At 43.6% G+C, this 15,972-nt stretch carries 14 protein-coding genes; 7 read left to right on the top strand and 7 right to left on the bottom strand.

Translation table 11 applies throughout. The annotated features are described in order from the left end of the window. Window positions 1-157: 157 nt before the first annotated feature. From AACX33_RS20565 to AACX33_RS20545, 5 genes are all read left to right on the top strand, one after another. Window positions 158-955, top strand: a complete 798-nt coding sequence (locus tag AACX33_RS20565) for an MlaE family lipid ABC transporter permease subunit (protein WP_194000093.1) — start codon at window positions 158-160, stop codon at window positions 953-955. A 105-nt stretch (window positions 956-1,060) separates the two neighbouring features. After that, a complete protein-coding gene (locus AACX33_RS20560) occupies window positions 1,061-1,447 on the top strand; it encodes a DUF3119 family protein (RefSeq protein ID WP_194000091.1) in 387 nt (128 codons plus the stop codon). A gap of 106 nt (window positions 1,448-1,553) precedes the next feature. Further along, entirely contained in the window at window positions 1,554-2,840 is a 1,287-nt protein-coding gene (locus AACX33_RS20555; RefSeq protein ID WP_194000089.1) for a DUF3086 domain-containing protein, read from the top strand. 17 nt (window positions 2,841-2,857) lie between these two features. Next, the gene (gene plsY, locus AACX33_RS20550) at window positions 2,858-3,538 is read left to right on the top strand and encodes a glycerol-3-phosphate 1-O-acyltransferase PlsY (protein ID WP_194000087.1); all 681 of its coding nucleotides are present in this window, start codon (window positions 2,858-2,860) and stop codon (window positions 3,536-3,538) included. Then, window positions 3,531-3,704 carry a hypothetical protein gene (locus AACX33_RS20545; RefSeq protein ID WP_194000085.1) on the top strand — a complete coding sequence of 58 codons (174 nt, stop codon included), beginning with the start codon at window positions 3,531-3,533 and terminating at the stop codon, window positions 3,702-3,704. The genes plsY and AACX33_RS20545 overlap by 8 nt, the downstream gene beginning before the upstream one ends. Before the next feature lie 119 nt (window positions 3,705-3,823). On the opposite strand, the gene AACX33_RS20540 is transcribed toward AACX33_RS20545, so the two are convergent. The 5 genes from AACX33_RS20540 to AACX33_RS20520 form a co-directional block, all read right to left on the bottom strand. Continuing rightward, a complete protein-coding gene (locus AACX33_RS20540) occupies window positions 3,824-4,159 on the bottom strand; it encodes a tRNA-binding protein (protein ID WP_194000083.1) in 336 nt (111 codons plus the stop codon). Further along, window positions 4,156-4,941, bottom strand: coding sequence for a twin-arginine translocase subunit TatC (tatC, locus tag AACX33_RS20535; protein WP_194000081.1), 786 nt, complete (start codon window positions 4,939-4,941; stop codon window positions 4,156-4,158). Before tatC ends, AACX33_RS20540 begins: the two co-directional genes overlap by 4 nt. Window positions 4,942-5,157: 216 nt before the next feature. After that, the gene (locus AACX33_RS20530) at window positions 5,158-7,353 is read right to left on the bottom strand and encodes a lytic transglycosylase domain-containing protein (protein ID WP_194000079.1); all 2,196 of its coding nucleotides are present in this window, start codon (window positions 7,351-7,353) and stop codon (window positions 5,158-5,160) included. Window positions 7,354-7,737: 384 nt separating this feature from the next. After that, the gene (locus AACX33_RS20525; protein ID WP_194000077.1) at window positions 7,738-7,908 is read right to left on the bottom strand and encodes a hypothetical protein; all 171 of its coding nucleotides are present in this window, start codon (window positions 7,906-7,908) and stop codon (window positions 7,738-7,740) included. Window positions 7,909-7,978: 70 nt separating this feature from the next. Continuing rightward, a complete protein-coding gene (locus AACX33_RS20520) occupies window positions 7,979-9,238 on the bottom strand; it encodes an FAD-dependent hydroxylase (RefSeq protein WP_194000075.1) in 1,260 nt (419 codons plus the stop codon). 266 nt (window positions 9,239-9,504) lie between these two features. Here AACX33_RS20520 and AACX33_RS20515 point away from each other — a divergent pair, with 266 nt between their 5' ends. Then, on the top strand, window positions 9,505-11,076 hold the full coding sequence (locus tag AACX33_RS20515; RefSeq protein ID WP_194000073.1) for a metallophosphoesterase family protein: 1,572 nt from the start codon (window positions 9,505-9,507) through the stop codon (window positions 11,074-11,076). A gap of 75 nt (window positions 11,077-11,151) precedes the next feature. Next, window positions 11,152-11,877, top strand: a complete 726-nt coding sequence (locus tag AACX33_RS20510) for a class I SAM-dependent methyltransferase (protein WP_194000071.1) — start codon at window positions 11,152-11,154, stop codon at window positions 11,875-11,877. Between the two features lie 109 nt (window positions 11,878-11,986). On the opposite strand, the gene AACX33_RS20505 is transcribed toward AACX33_RS20510, so the two are convergent. Together AACX33_RS20505 and AACX33_RS20500 are read right to left on the bottom strand one after the other, a co-directional pair. After that, a complete protein-coding gene (locus AACX33_RS20505) occupies window positions 11,987-12,262 on the bottom strand; it encodes a hypothetical protein (protein WP_194000069.1) in 276 nt (91 codons plus the stop codon). Window positions 12,263-12,599: 337 nt separating this feature from the next. Beyond that, complete coding sequence (locus tag AACX33_RS20500; RefSeq protein WP_194000067.1) at window positions 12,600-15,770, bottom strand: efflux RND transporter permease subunit; 3,171 nt, start codon at window positions 15,768-15,770, stop codon at window positions 12,600-12,602. Window positions 15,771-15,972: the final 202 nt, after the last annotated feature.

Here is a 15,972-nt window from a genome sequence, read left to right as displayed (position 1 = left end):
GAGGCAGGGGGGAAGAGGCAGGGAGCAGGGGGGATTATGAATTCCCAATGACCAATGACCAATGACCAATGACTAATGACTAATGACTAATGACTAATGACTAAAAACAACCGACATCCGCTATTCTTAATGCAGTTACCGAGTTAGCCACAAAACATTGAGTGAGACTAAATCCAAATCCAGTTTAGGAGCATGGAGTCAGCGACTGCTGGCAGCGATTTTCCTGGGTGGACAAGTAATAGTTCACCTCTTGAGGGGAAAAATCAATTGGCGCAACACTTTAGAGCAAATGGCAGCTGTTGGCCCAGATTCCCTATTTATTGCCCTGTTAACGGCTGTTTTTGTGGGCGCAGTGTTTACCATTCAGGTAGCGCGGGAGTTTATTAACTTTGGCGCTACTAATCTCGTGGGCGGAGTGCTGGCGGTAGCATTGACACGAGAATTATCACCCGTCCTCACCGCAGTAGTTTTGGCGGGAAGAGTTGGTTCTGCCTTTGCAGCCGAAATAGGCACTATGCGGGTAACCGAGCAAATCGATGCTTTATTTATCTTAAAAACTGATCCCATTGATTACCTCGTTATCCCTCGCGTCCTTGCTTGCTGCTTAATGCTGCCGATTTTAACCCTTCTGTCTTTGATCACAGGAATTTTAGGGGGATTAATTATTGCGACGAATATCTATGGTATTGCTGATACGGTATTTCTAGACTCGGCTCGTAACTTGGTCGGCATTTGGGACATTCTCAGCGCCTTAATTAAGGCCTGTTGCTTTGGCTTGTTAATCGCCGTGATTGGTTGCAGTTGGGGTTTGACTACGAAGGGAGGAGCTAAAGGAGTGGGACAATCAACCACAACAGCTGTTGTTACTTCCTTGCTGATTATATTTACCAGCAACTTCTTTCTTTCATGGTTAATGTTTCAGGGAACAGGGGGTGCATTGCTGCAAGGGTTTTAAAACTGGGGAGTAGGGAGTAGGGAGTAGGGAGTGGGGAGTTTTCTACTAGGAACCCCGAACTCGTAAAATAAGATAGATGTCTACTAAAAAACAGGATTGGAAACTGTGACAAGTTCATTTGCGCCTAATTCCACATCAACTGTGGAACTCCAGCCTAGTTACAATATCCCTATCGTGTTGCTGATTGCTGCTATTCCACTACTGGTAGTGCAGCTTTGGGTAGGAGTAGTAATTGCATTGTTGGGTTTATTTCTTTTAATTCAAACTCTGACAATACGGTTACACTTTACTGCTACAGACTTAGATATTTACCGAGGCGAAAAATTACTTCGCAGCTTTCCCTACCAGGAATGGCAAAATTGGCGGATATTCTGGAATAGAATTCCCATCCTATTTTATTTTAAGGAAGTTAACAGCATTCACTTTTTACCGATTTTGTTTGACCCCAAAGCCCTAAAATCTTGCCTAGAAGAACGTTGTCCACGTATATGAGTGTGGTTCTAAGTTCTGTTAGCGTAGCCGGTGCGGAGTGGTTTTGAATTTAGACTATATTTTGTGAAAGTTATTTATTCGCATCATAGGAATTGCATTATTGTTTATGAACCCAGAGGAATCTCAAACCCCAGAACAGATTGATGAGTGGTTGGAACAAATAGAAGCAGAAAACCCAACGCGGGAAAAACCAGAAAACTCATCTGTAGAGTCAGTCCTGGAAGCAGAAACGCCAACTTCATCAACTGATACACAACCAAATAATTCCAATCTTGAGCCAATTATTGCTAATGCAGAAGTGGTAGATTCTGCAATTGAGTTCACCGAAGAGTCAACTGTTGAATTTGCCGCTGTAGAGTTAGAAGCAGAAACTCCTGTACTGGAGTTAGAGTCACCAGAGAATGCGCTCTCCATCCCAGAGGAGGAAAGAGTTGCAGAGTTACAACGCACAGAAGCAGTGCTGAAGGCAGAAATAGCCAAGCTAGAAGTGAGTTACAAAACGCTTCAGGAACAACTAAGTGAAACTCAAACCTCTCTGGTAAAACTTGTACAAGAGTCGCTGGTGCAGCTAGAACAACGCAAACAAGCACTGCAAATTTCTGTAGAACAGCTAGAACGCCGCCAAGAACGCATTCGGAATGAAATGCGAACCACTTTTGCGGGAACATCCCAAGATTTAGCAATTAGGGTGCAGGGCTTTAAAGACTATCTCACTGGTAGCTTACAGGATTTGGCTATGTCAGCAGAGCAATTGCAACTGACACCACCAGTTGTAGTAGAACGAGCAAAACCAGTCGCCAAAGAGGTGAAACCAGCCCAAGAACAGCCAGGAACACCCCAATTTGCCCAACAGCAGTTTCAAGATACTACAAATAAAATTCGCCGCCTGATTGACCAATATCGCAGCAAACCAGATTATTATGGACCGCCTTGGCAGCTGCGCCGGACTTTTGAACCTATCCACGCGGAACGAGTTTCTGATTGGTTCTTCAGCCAAGGGGGACGGGGTGCTTTGCGGAGTATGGGTAGTCGCTTGCAGAATATTCTGATTGCTTCGGCTGTGGCTTCGATATTACACAGATTGTATGGCGATCGCATCCGCACTTTGGTTTTAGCTAATTCACCAGAACGTTTGGGTGAATGGCGGCGTGGTTTGCAGGACTGCTTAGGAATTGCGCGTCCAGATTTTGGCCCGGATAGAGGTGTGGCTTTGTTTGAAACAGCTGAAGCTTTGGCTCAAAAAGCAGACCGGTTAGTGAAGGCTAATCAATTACCTTTAATTATCATTGATGATTCGGAAGAGCAAATCAGTTTAGCAATGCTGCAATTTCCTTTGTGGTTAGCTTTTGCTCCTGACCCTAAAGCTATGAAAAGTTACAATGATGATTTTTAATGTTCACTGATTAAATTATGGCGATTTGGCTCTGTTTATGTGGTGTGGCTTTGGTCGTAGCTTATCTGTTGGGTTCTTTTCCCACGGGCTACATTGCTGTGAAGCAGTTAAAGGGTATTGATATTCGCGAGGTTGGTTCTGGTTCAACTGGCGCAACTAATGTATTAAGGACTTTGGGGAAGGGTCCGGGAGCGTTGGTTTTAGTGATTGATTGCTTGAAGGGAGTTTTAGCGATCGCACTTGTCTATTGGTTATTCTCTGTTGCTTCTGGTCAAAGTCTTATCCCCTCAACGGTAGATATCCCAATTTGGCAACCCTGGATCATTACCTTGGCTGGGTTATGCGCTATTTTGGGACACAGTAAATCAATTTTTTTGGGCTTTTCTGGTGGTAAATCTGTGGCTACCAGTTTAGGAATTTTATTGGCGATGAATTGGCAAGTGGGATTGGCTACAGCGGGTGTTTTTGCTGTGTTTATCGCTATATCCAGGATTGTTTCCTTGAGTTCGATTGCAGGTGCGATCGCAGTGCCTATTTTGATGGTAATTCTACATCAACCGCTACCCTATATCCTGTTTGGTGTTGCTGGGGGGTTGTATGTGATTTTACGCCATCGGACTAATATTGAGCGGATACTTGCTGGTATGGAACCGAAGATTGGGCAGAAGTTAGCAACGGAAAAAAGTGCTGATGGCTGATTTTTTTAATATGGAGGAAAGAACCGCCTTGGCGCTAGCCTCTCCCTTTGGGAGAAGTCGCCGAGAACGCCAAGGAAAGAGAGGAATACTAAATTACAGCACTTCCTTCTGCTATGAGGTACACATAGCGGGCAAGATGCCCGCACCACAAGAGTTTTATCATTAATATATGTACCTTATAATACCGGGAACTGCTGTAAGTGCAAGTTCAGCTTACCCAGCCTGAGAAGTTGCGTCAAATTCTCCCCTCTCTTTACTAAGGGCCTGGGGGTGAGGTTCTAGATTTTAGGAAATTCTTTTACCTAATGGTACTTCTCTATCTGGTTGAATCAGCACAACTTCGCCATTTTCCCCAACTACGCCTAAGACTAAAACTTCTGACATGAAATCAGCTATTTGACGCGGTGGAAAGTTAGTTACAGCTAAGATTAATCTATTTTTTAAATCTTCTAAATCATAGAGTTTAGTAATTTGAGCGCTAGATTTTTTAACGCCCAAATCACCAAAGTCTATCCACAGTTTGTAAGCTGGTTTTCGGGCTTGGGGAAAATCTGCAACTTCGATTATTCTGCCAACACGAATTTCAACTTGCTCAAAGTCGTCATAATTAATTTGTGTCATTTACCTGTGAGTTTCACTAGACCAATACCACCAAAGTACAGTCCTAAGACTGCGCCTGCTAAGAGACTTTGGGTGAGGGGGTCGGTAGAAGGGGTGAGGACAGCACCTAAAACTACTGCTCCCATAATCACAAAACGCCAGCCAGCAATCATCCTTTGAGAGGACACAATTCCTAAATTACCTAATAATAATTGGATAATCGGAATTTGAAATGCTAAACCAGTACTAAATAACAGTAGCAGCACAAATTCAAAGTATTTGTCAATTGACCACAGTTGGTCTACGACATCTTCACCGTAGCTAATGAAAAAATTCAATGCGGCGGGGATAAGTAGCAAGTAAGCAAATACTAAACCAGTTGCAAACAGCACACTGGAACCCAAAACTACTGGTCCGAGTAAGCGGCGTTCTCGGCGAGTTAATCCTGGAAGCAGAAACTGGATAATTTGGTAAAGAATGAAGGGGCTAGAAAGCACTAAGCCACTGTAACCTGCAACTTTGATGGAAACAAAGAAGTATTCTCCGGGCGCAAGTTGGAGAAATTTGACTCCTTGGGCTGGGACTTCCAGTAACTTAACAATGGGCTTGACGGCAATGAAACAGCCAATAATACCAACTGCGACAGCAATTAGAGAATAGAAAATTCGTTGTCTTAACTCTTCCAGGTGGTCGAAGAGGGACATTTCGACTTCATCTGGCAACTCATTGAGAGGGTCAATTTCTGAGTTGCCGTATTCCTCTTGGTCGAGATCAGGAGTAGTTACATCTTGTGAGGGTGTCATTAGTCAGCTCAATAGGCAACATTTGTTAACTATTGTATCCGGGGACGCAGCGACCAAACTATGTTTTTGGCCGCATGAGAATTTTTAGAGTTGTTTTCAGACATTTCTCGGCATTATAGCAACCGCCAAGGTGCTGAGGACATGGCAAAAGTCTAAAATCTTTTCACAGCAAGCATTTCAACTTTGACTTTTGACTTTTGACTTTTGACTTTTGCTTTACCTCTGGGGTAATTTGGGATGTGTCTGGGAGTATCTCGCTACCTTAGCCGAAATCTCTGGATTGTAAAGTCGCAGATAATTCCAGTAGTTACCAAATACTTGTCGCACGTAATTTTTCGTTTCATTAAAGGGAATTTCTTCCACAAAATCGTCTGGGTCGGTTTTAGGAATAGTTCGCAGCCATCTGGAGACGTTGCCGGGGCCGGCATTATAACTGGCGATCGCTAACATGGAGTTATTGTTATACTGCCGATGAGTAAAGTCTAAATACCATGTCCCCAGATTAATATTTTCACTGGGATCTTCTAAGTTAATAGTTTTGCTATCCAACTTAATTTGGGGTGCAATCCATTCGCCTGTGGCGGGCATTACCTGCATTAAACCAGTCGCACCGACTGACGATTTAATTTTTGACTCAAACATGGACTCTTGACGCATCAAGGCGGTAACTAGCAGAGGATTTAACTGTCGTTCCGCAGACCATTTTTTAATTTCCTGGCGATAAGGAAAGGGATAACGGGCTTGCCAATAATTTATTTGCTGGCTCAAAGCCTGATATTCGGCTTGTTCCTCTGGTGTTTCCCGGTCTTCCAATCGAGAAATTAGGCTAATGGCGGAGAGATTATTTCCCCTAGCTAGCCGCATTAATCCTTCGGTAAATTGTTCTGCTACCGTGGGCTGGAGTTTATTGAGAAATTCTGTTTCCCATTGCAACCAAGCATCATTGTCTTGACCTAGTAGATACAGTTCTTTGAAAGTTTCTGAACCTGCGGGAGGTACTGGACGTTGATTTGGGACTACTTCTGGTTGCAATTGGCGCACGGTGTCAAAGTTGCCCACATTTAGCCCCAGGTTAGCAGCTGATCGCCAAGCATAGTAAGAGTAAGGAAATTGACTCAATACATACTCATAGGCAGCTTTAGCTTCTTCTGGCTTTCCTAATGTAGTTGCCCATTTCCCAACCCAAAAGCCGGCTCTGGGAGCTAAAATACTATTAGGATTATTGGTAGCAATTGGTTGCGCCCATTGCCAAGCAGCTGCGTAATTTTGGGCTTTGGCTTGTTCGTTGGCTTTGTTCCACCGATACTCTGCGGCTTGATTAGAATTGCCATATTTGCTTAAGAGTAATTCCCAAGCCTGTTGAGCCGAGTTTTGATCTTTGAGTCCTTGGTAAATTTTGGCTTTTTCTACAACTGCTGTACTGGCTTGTTGGGGAAAATTGGCAATTACTCTGTCCAGATAGGGTAAAGCATCTTGACGGGTTCTAGCCAATTCTGCCAAACGTAACAAAGCTAGTCCTGTTTCGCTGGCTTCGGGAAATTGTTGTACCAGTTGATTGTAAGTGGCGATCGCCTTTTGCCGTTCTTTACCTCCTATCTGTATCCCTCTCGCCGCCCGGTAAAGGTTGCGGGCTGTTGGGGGTGCTTGAATATAGGCATCACCGGCTTTAGCAAATTGATTATTTTCCCAGTAGGCTGTGCCGACTATCTCCCATTCTTCAGCTTGGAGATTCGGCTGTTTCACGAGCTGATCTAACACGCCGACGATTCCGGCTTGGTTATAGGCGTATTTTGCCAAAATTAACCGTAACTGTGGCTGATTGGGATTCTCTTGTAACCGCTTATAAATAATGTCCCAGGTGAGGGGATGAGAAGGAAATTGTGCGATCGCTGTATCATGATGCTCTGGGAGTGCGATCATATACAGAGCTTTGGCCGTCCCAGCTGCTTCGGGATACTCTCTCAAGACTCTTTGTCTGAGATCCGAAGCCTTACCGCCTTCATCCAGTATGGTCTGTGCCTGTGCCTGTTTCAGTAAAATATAAGGGCCAAGACTGGGATAGCTTTTTTCTAGTCCTTGGAGAAGAGTTAAAGCCTTTTCCGCATCCCTGGTTTCAATTAAATCACTTGCTAATAAATAACGGGCGCGTTCCCTGTCTGGTGAATTGGAACCATTGGCGATCGCTTCTAGTTTTTCCGCTCGTTCTGGTCTAGACTCTGATACTAGTGGAAATACGGTTGACTGGGCTTGGTTGGCTGGAGAAATTTGCTCAGACTGATTTCGAGCCAGGTTTAACCCTTGTCCTAAGAATTTTCCAATCTCTGGTGCTGATACCATTGCGCCTGCTGAAAAGGCAAACAGTGCCGCAAAAGCAATGAGAGAAATGTGTTTTTTCTGTAGTTTCTTCAGCATGAATATTCGCTGAGAAGTTCCGCTAAATTTCTTGAAACTCTAGCATTCCTGGCTGTGGGTGTAATCACTTTTTGAATTTAGATTTTAAATTACTTGGAGAATAAAAACTGTTGCCAGTAATGAATTTTATTGCACACCCTTGATCATGTGACATCTATCTTTAGTATAAGATACGAAATTTTTTAGCTATTTTAGATGAAAATTGCATACACTTAACCAAGTATCAATGTTTTGAATATTGTAATGGCGTTCAGGAATTGTGTTGTTATATATCTTACCAATTTGCTGGCAAAGATATAATTTATCGCTTTTTGCAATTGGCTAGTACCGCCGTGAAGTCAAAAGTCAAAAGTCAAAAGTCAAAAAGCTGATAAAATGGGCTTTTCATGGATTTTGAATGGTCTGTTTATTTACGCCAACTTGTACTAGGCAGGCAATAACTAATTGTAGTTCATTGATTCTATAGCTACGCCACACCAGCGATCGCTTTTGTCGAGACGCGATTAAGTAGGTCGGCGTAAATAAAGTTAACTGGCGGGGGTTGTCATTAGTCATTAGTCATTGGGAAGTTACCGTCTCTTCTCCCCCCTGCACCCTGCACCCTGCCCCCCTGCCTCATTTCCCCTCATCGTCTGGCTAATTCTGGGGTACGTCCTTTCAAACCAATCATCAATTTCAGCGCAAACACTTTTAAAATCGGTATGCGTCGCATCATCCCCAAACCGAGGCGACGAACTAATACTAGGGGTAAAAAGTTATTAGAAAATACCCGATCTAATAAATCGGTGAAACCTAAAATGGTCAGGTTTTCTAGCTTGCGCCAGCGTTCATAGCGTTTGAGGATTTTCACATTGCCAATATCTTCACCTGCGGCGAAGGCTGTTTGTAGAACTTGCGCTAAAGCGGCTGCATCTCGAATCCCCAAATTTAAACCTTGTCCGCCGACGGGATGACAATTGTGGGCGGCATCACCAATTAAGGCTAATCTGGGGAGTACATAGCGATCGCTTTGCATGAGTTGGACTGGAAAAATAAAGCGATCGCCTAATAATTCCAACTTACCCATCTGATTGCCATAGCGGCGGCTGAGTTCTGCCAAAAATGCCTCGTCATCTAAGGCGCACAAAGCTTTGGCTTCTGCGTGGGGTGCTGTCCAAACAATGCGGCAACGGTTCCCCGGCAGAGGTAAAATCGCAAAGGGGCCACTCGTCCAAAATCTTTCGTAAGCAGTGTTATTGTGGGGCTTTTCTGGTTTAACAAAGGCTACAATACACGATTGCCAATATTTCCAGCCAGAAGTTTTAATTCCCGCAGCTTCACGAATGCGCGATCGCGAACCATCGGCAGCTACCACTAATTTACTGCGGACTGTCTGAATTGTCTCAGCAATTTTAATATCTATCGCCACAATATCCTGCTGATATTCTGTCTTTACCACTTCAGCCGGACAGAGATAAGTCACATTCGGACAATTTTGGACAAACTCCTGCAAAGGCTGTAACAGCGCTTGATGTTCCGCCACATAACCCAATTCTGACGTACCTATATCATCTGTGGCAAATTCCACCACATCAGGATAATCAGCATCCGAAAGGCGAACTTGGCAATATTTAGCGATTTGAGGCGATATTTCCTCCCAAATACCAATTCCCTGAAAAATGAGAGCCGAAAGCATATGAATTGCATAAGCTTGTCCCTTAGCAACTGCGGCTGAAGCAACTCTAGCCTCAATTAGCAAAACACTTAAACCAGAATCCTTCAAAGCCGAAGCTAAAGTTAAACCAATAATTCCACCGCCGACAATGACCAAATCATAATCATATCCCCGATGATCTGGCGGTGTTTGTGCAAGGGGAAAATTTTGATGTAGCTGTGTGAGCGCCATTGTTAAGATAAATTAAGGCATCCTAATTCTTATTTTTACGCAAACTACCAAAACCGCGCAAGCGATCAAGGCACTATTGAGCGCAAATTCAGTAAATAAGGGACTAACAAACAAAAAAACACTCAACCACCAAACGCAAAAAACCTCTAAAGCACTCATAACTCTGTGTCCTCTCTACGAGACACTCCGCGAACTGCGCCTCTGTGGTTAGTTTATTTCCTGAAATGGCTGTCATCAAAAAAACTTAAACTCCGGGAAAATTACAGATGAAATTAATTACGGAACCATCTATTTCCGAAAAAATCCACAAAATGAAGCAAAGAGTGCGATGGCATCATCCCCAGATAGTCTCTCAGGGAATCGACCAAACCAGCATGGTAATTGATGATGGTCAAGAGGACAATCCTGAATTTTCCTTTATGGTGATTGGTGACACTGGTACAACATCTCATTACGGATACCATCCCCAACGCAAAGTTGCAGAATTGATGCTACCCCATAAAGATCAGTGCCGTTTTGTTTTACATACTGGCGATGTCATTTATACGGTGGGTTCCCGTGAGTATTATGGGAAAAACTTTATTCAACCTTATCGGGAATTTCTCAAAGGCGGAGACAAACCCGAAAATATTCCTTATGACCGCATGGTATTCAATCTGCCGTTTTTGCCAGTGCTGGGTAATCACGATTACTATGATGTGCCATTAATGTATCGTTTATTTACCGGAAGCACGCGGCCGTTACGTCGTTTCCTGCGCTACAAAGATATCGAGATTGGTTGGCATGGATCAAACCAAGGTGATGCTTATGCCAGAGCATTTCTTGACTATATAGTAGCGATCGCTTCCCCAAAAGAATTACAAAGTCATTTAGATCAAAATTACACTGCTATAATTGACGCGGGGCGGTGTTTGCGTTATCAACCTGGACACTTCACCCGTTTACCCAACCGCTATTACACCTTTCGTTACGGCGGAATCGACTTTTTCGCCCTAGATTCTAATACTTTAAATACACCATCCCCCTTACCAGAAACTCCAGAAGGGGAAATGAACCGCCGGGAATTGCAGCAGCGTCGCCAAAAGATAGACCAAGAAGAAGTGGAGATTTTGGCAACGTGCGACCAACTCAATCCCGAAAAACCCGCCGATGCCGAACAAATCGATTATCTCAAGGCCAAATTAGACCAAATCAACGAAGTAAAAATTGACATTGAAAAACAGCTAGCATCTAACGCCACAGATATTATCGATTTTGAGCAACTGAATTGGTTAAAAAGCCGACTCATAGAATCTTGGAACACTTTAGAAGTGCGCGGAAGAATTATCTTCTTTCACCATCCACCCTACGTCACAGAAGCCACAAAATGGAATCAAGCACAAACCTTAGCAGTTCGTCATCGCCTCCGCTGGGTATTTGAACAGGTAGCAGAAACCCTTGGTTCCCAGATGAAAGGTCGTTCCATAGTCGATTTAATTTTCAACGGACACGCCCACTGCTTAGAACATATTCGCACCGGTGACACAGGATATGCTGATTCTCATATCAACTATATTATCTCTGGTGGCAGTGGTCATTATCCCCGCCGTCAACGTCGAGAAGGCAACGAATTGATAGAAACCTTTACAGAACTTCCTGGTCATCCCCAGCGCAAAGTAGCCGATTCCTTACTATTTGTTGGTCGCAATGGAAAAAAACCCCAAAAGCATCTACCTTACTCCTGCGTAAAAATTGACGTTCAAGCTGGTACTCCACCCAAATTCATTGTCACACCCTTAATAGCCGATCGCATAGGCGAAGAATGGCAAACTCCTCAAATTCAACCATTCGTAATTTAAAACCTCAGCGCATCTACCCTTCGGGAACGCCTAACGGCGTATGCGTTAACCTCAGCGTCCCTCAGCGTTTAAAAAATGAAACTGATCACCATCCTCCTCCTATTGGTAAACTTGCTATTTACCCCAATTACCACAGCAAACGCCGCTACCCTCTCCGATAATATTTATGAACAGCGCACTCATCCTAGTTCAGATGGTATCGGAAAATACTACATGGGGCGAGAAATAGCCCAAGTCATGGGACACACAGGCGCAGGTTGGTTAGAAAGACCCAGGCGCGAAGTAGAAGAACAACCTAGTAAAATAGTCAGTGCGCTGAACTTACAACCTTACGATGTAGTGGCGGATATTGGCGCAGGTACAGGATATCTCAGCTTTCGCATTGCACCATTATTAACAGATGGAAAGGTTTTAGCTGTAGATATTCAACCAGAAATGCTAGAGATTATGGAATTTTTCAAACAAGAGAAAAATATCACCAACGTTGAGCCAATTTTAGCAACTCTCACCAACCCCAACCTCCCAGATGCAAGTGTTGATTTAGCGCTAATGGTGGATGCTTACCACGAGTTGGAATATCCCCAAGAAGTGATGACAGGAATTGTTAAAGCCCTGAAACCAGGGGGTAAAGTTGTGCTGGTGGAATATCGGGGCGAAAATCCCTTGATTATGATTAAACGTTTGCACAAGATGACTCAAAAGCAAGTCCGGAAAGAAATGCAAGCCGTGGGTTTAGTTTGGCGAGAAACCAAAAACTTGTTACCCCAGCAGCATTTAATGATATTTGAAAAGCAAGTCTAGTGGATGGAGAGGACTAAAGTCCTTACTATCTCCTCTCGGAAACGCTACGCGAACGAGACGCTACGCGGTAAGCGCAGCCATACCCGTCAGGGCTTTACAATACGAACTTTTATTCAAGTCGAATCAGGCTCACGTTTTGGGTTGTACTGTCCCAAACTATCCAGTTAGTAGAATTGTCTACATCTTCTGCATTATTGGTAACTTTAAAATACACCTTTTCCTGTCCTTTAGGTTCAATGGCAAAGTCGGCATTTTGGGCATACACTACTTTAAATCCTTTGTCCCGTAGGCAATACATCGCCCAAGCTTTCAATGATTGCTTATGTGGTTCGTGGGGGATGGGTGGTTTGGTGATAGTGTCTTTTATGACTTCAAATATCTGCATTGGTTTCTTGGTTTGGGTGTTGGTGTATCATGCAGAGGCGCAGAGAAGGAGAGAGTTAAATTTTTATAAAAAACCTCTTATTCTCATCCTCCCTTGCGACTAAGGGACTTCTAAGAAATAAGAGTGTTCCAAATAAACGTTAGCGTAGCTTGCCGAAGGCTACCACAGAGACGCAGTTCGCGGAGCGTCTCGTAGAGAGGACACAGATTTATGAGGCTTTGAGAGCTTTTTTGCGTTAGGTGATTGAGTATTTTTTTATTTGGAAGTCCCTAAAGTTTACACACAAATGATTAAATCACTCCAGAGCTTTTTGACTTTTGACTTCCGCTTTGCGGCGTTATTCGTCATGTTTTGACGAATATGCAGTTTCTCGATCTAGTTCCATATGATGGCGATTTGGTTTGAATAAACTTTCTGTAGTCGTTTTAATCACAATATACAAAATTGGCACTACAAACAAACTCAAAAAAGTAGCGATTAACATCCCGCCAAATACAGTCGTTCCCAAAGACAGACGACTTCCCGCACCAGCACCTGTGGCAATAGTCAAAGGGAAAATACCTAGAAGCGTCGAAAATGCCGTCATCAAAATCGGACGTAAACGCCCTTGTGAAGCCTCTACAGCCGCTTTAGTAATGGAAAAGCCTTGATCCCGCAGTTGGTTGGCAAATTCCACAATCAAAATCGCATTCTTACTAGCCAAACCAATCAACATGACTAGACCGATTTGACAGTAAACATCATTAGCAAAACCTCGCATTGATTGAGCTACAAGTGCGCCAAAAATTGCTAAAGGTACTGATAATAAGATAATCAAGGGGTCTATGTAGTTCTCATACTGAGCAGCTAGTACTAAAAAGACGAAGACAATTCCTAAACCAAAGATTATGGGTGCTAAACCGCCAGAATCTATTTCTTCTAATGCAGTTCCTGACCACTCATAGCCAAAACCCTGTGGTAAAACTGCTTCAGCTAAGGTTTCCATTGCCTGAATAGCCTTTCCGGAACTAGAACCGGGAGCCGCCGAACCATTGATTTCAATGGCGCGAAATAGATTATAGTGATTAATCGTTTGCGCCCCCACAACAGAAGTAGTTGTAATTAAGTTTCTCAAAGGAATCATTTGATTGGTTTGAGAACGCACAGATAGTTGACCTATATCTTTGGGGTTAGAGCGAAACTGTTGATCTGCTTGGATATAAACTCGATAATTACGCTGCTGGAGGTTGAAATCATTGACATATTGAGAACCCAAAGCAGTTTGCAGAGTACGAAAAATATCATCTATAGACACTTGTAGTGCTTTGGCTCGATTGCGGTCTACTTCTACCAGCAATTGTGGTGTTTCTGCGGCAAAAGTGCTAAATACAGCTTGTAATTCTGGATTTTGGTTGGCGCGACCCAGCAATTGACCCATTGATTGGACTAAACTGTCTAAGCCACTAGTACCTCTTTGGTCTTGCAGTTGGAAATTGAAGCCGCCAAAGTTACCTAATCCTTGAATAGGTGGTGGATTTACAGGAAAGACTCTGGCTTCTGTAATGGCAAATAGTTTTCCTCGTAAGTTACCGAGAATCGCCTGTACTGATTGGTCTGGTCGTGAGCGTTCTCCCCAAGGTTTTAAAGTTGTAAATATAATACCGTTATTGGCAGTATTACCACTGAAACTAAAGCCGCCCACCGCGAAGGTTCCCACGACTTCAGGAATTGCCAAGATTTCTTTTTCTACCTGGGCAATGACATCACTGGTATATTGCAGGGAAACTCCTTGTGGTCCTTGGATCAATGTAATGAAAAAGCCTTCGTCTTCGTCTGGGAGAAAGGCTGTAGGTACTGTGATATACAACCAAGCCGTCATTCCCAAGGAGACGATGAATAGTCCAATGATCATGTTTTTGAAGCGGATGAGAACGTGGAGCGATCGCTCATAACTTCTTTGTACCGAGTCGAGCCATTGATTAATGCGGTCAAAAACCCGCCCCAGCCAACCTGAAGCTTTCTGTCCTGGACGTAGCAATAAGGCACACAAAGAAGGTGTCAGGGTTAAAGCCAGAAACGTAGAAATCACAATTGAGAAGGCGATGGTCAGGGCAAATTGCCGATAAAGTACGCCAGTAGTTCCCGGAAAAAACGCCACGGGGATAAATACCGCCATCAACACCAAGGAAGTGGCAATGACTGCACCAAATAGTTCAGACATTGACTCACTGGCGGCCCGGCGAGGACTCATGCCTTTATCTTGGATAAAACGGCTGATCTGCTCAACTACAACGATCGCATCGTCTACCACCATCCCAGAGGCTAAAGTCAGACCAAATAAGGTCAAACTATTAATGGAGAAGCCAAAAATCCTGGCAAAAATAAATGTCCCAATCAGAGACAAAGGAACAGTCAGGGCGGGAATTAAAGTAGTTCGCCAGTCCTGCAAGAACACAAAAATCACAATTACAACTAGTATAATTGCTGCTATTAAAGTCTTGACCACTTCTAACATCGACTCTTCGACAAAGAGTGTGGTGTCAAAAGCTACTTCATACTTTATTCCCGGCGGAAAATTGGGAGCCAGTCGCTCCATTTCTTGCCTAACTCCCCGCGCCACATCTAAGGCGTTACTTCCAGGAAGCTGATAAATCCCCAAGCCTACCGCATCTTTGGCGCGATATCGCAAAAATGAGTTGTAATTTTCAGCTCCCAGTTCGGCTCTACCGACATCTTTCAGCTTAATTAAGGTGCCATCATCGTTAGTTCTCAGGACAATTTCGGCAAATTCTGATGGTTCCGTAAGTCTACTCACAGCCCGGACATCAATTTGAAAACCTTGCCCTTCAGGAGCTGGTTCTTGACCAATGCTTCCCGCACCGACCTGCAAGTTTTGTTCGGATAGGGCATTGGCTACATCCGCAGTCGTTAACCCCCGCCCACCAAGGCGATTCGGATCTAACCATATACGCATCGCATAACGACGTTCGCCAAAGATGGTGACATCGCCCACACCATTGACTCTTTTTAAGGCATCTCCTAAGTAAAGGTCGGCATAGTTGCTTAAAAATATATTGTCGTACTCATCATTTTCAGCAAATAGACCAATTGCTAAGAGTATATTATTAGATTGCTTTGATACCCTCACACCCGTGCGTTGTACAGATTCTGGCAGTTGCGGTTGGGCAATGGAAACCCGGTTCTGCACATCCACAGCCGCAATATCGGGATTTCGGGATGAATCGAAGGTAGCTGTAATATTAGTAGAGCCATCGTTACTACTACTGGAAGTAATGTAGCGGATACCTTGAATGCCGTTGAGTTGCCTTTCTAATATGTTAGTCACACCGCTTTCTACATCCTCAGCACTAGCTCCGCTAAAGTTGGCGGTGACATTGATTTGAGTAGGAGCAATATCTGGGAAACGAGCGATGGGTAGGGTGGGAAGACAAATCAATCCCAATAACAGCACAATCAATGCACAAACAGTAGAAAAGACTGGTCTCTTGATAAAGAAATCAATAAACATATAGTAATCCGGTTTGATTTCTGAATTTATTTGCGTAGGTAGGAAGTGGGGAGTGGGGAATAACCTTTTTGTGTTATACCGAGATTGTTCAAAAATCAGATAGGAGTCCTATAGATTTGAGAAATGGGTAAATAGAAATTGGTAGTTAGGAATTAGACTTTTTTCATTTACAGCACATTTGATCAGGACTTACGCAAAATTA

Origin of the sequence: Nodularia sp. LEGE 04288 (assembly GCF_963896525.1) — a bacterium.
Taxonomy (GTDB): Bacteria; Cyanobacteriota; Cyanobacteriia; order Cyanobacteriales; family Nostocaceae; genus Nodularia.
Note: the sequence above shows the minus strand (reverse complement) of the source record. Positions and strands in the feature narration are given on the sequence as shown.

What these genes read in the sequence shown, in the direction of transcription:
- AACX33_RS20555 (WP_194000089.1), top strand. Translation starts at nt 1,554, where the DNA reads ATGAACCCAGAGGAATCTCAAACCCCAGAACAGATTGATGAGTGGTTG.
- plsY (WP_194000087.1), top strand. Translation starts at nt 2,858, where the DNA reads ATGGCGATTTGGCTCTGTTTATGTGGTGTGGCTTTGGTCGTAGCTTAT.
- AACX33_RS20545 (WP_194000085.1), top strand. Translation starts at nt 3,531, where the DNA reads ATGGCTGATTTTTTTAATATGGAGGAAAGAACCGCCTTGGCGCTAGCC.
- AACX33_RS20540 (WP_194000083.1), bottom strand. Translation starts at nt 4,159, where the DNA reads ATGACACAAATTAATTATGACGACTTTGAGCAAGTTGAAATTCGTGTT.
- tatC (WP_194000081.1), bottom strand. Translation starts at nt 4,941, where the DNA reads ATGACACCCTCACAAGATGTAACTACTCCTGATCTCGACCAAGAGGAA.
- AACX33_RS20530 (WP_194000079.1), bottom strand. Translation starts at nt 7,353, where the DNA reads ATGCTGAAGAAACTACAGAAAAAACACATTTCTCTCATTGCTTTTGCG.
- AACX33_RS20525 (WP_194000077.1), bottom strand. Translation starts at nt 7,908, where the DNA reads ATGACTAATGACAACCCCCGCCAGTTAACTTTATTTACGCCGACCTAC.
- AACX33_RS20520 (WP_194000075.1), bottom strand. Translation starts at nt 9,238, where the DNA reads ATGGCGCTCACACAGCTACATCAAAATTTTCCCCTTGCACAAACACCG.
- AACX33_RS20515 (WP_194000073.1), top strand. Translation starts at nt 9,505, where the DNA reads ATGAAATTAATTACGGAACCATCTATTTCCGAAAAAATCCACAAAATG.
- AACX33_RS20510 (WP_194000071.1), top strand. Translation starts at nt 11,152, where the DNA reads ATGAAACTGATCACCATCCTCCTCCTATTGGTAAACTTGCTATTTACC.
- AACX33_RS20505 (WP_194000069.1), bottom strand. Translation starts at nt 12,262, where the DNA reads ATGCAGATATTTGAAGTCATAAAAGACACTATCACCAAACCACCCATC.
- AACX33_RS20500 (WP_194000067.1), bottom strand. Translation starts at nt 15,770, where the DNA reads ATGTTTATTGATTTCTTTATCAAGAGACCAGTCTTTTCTACTGTTTGT.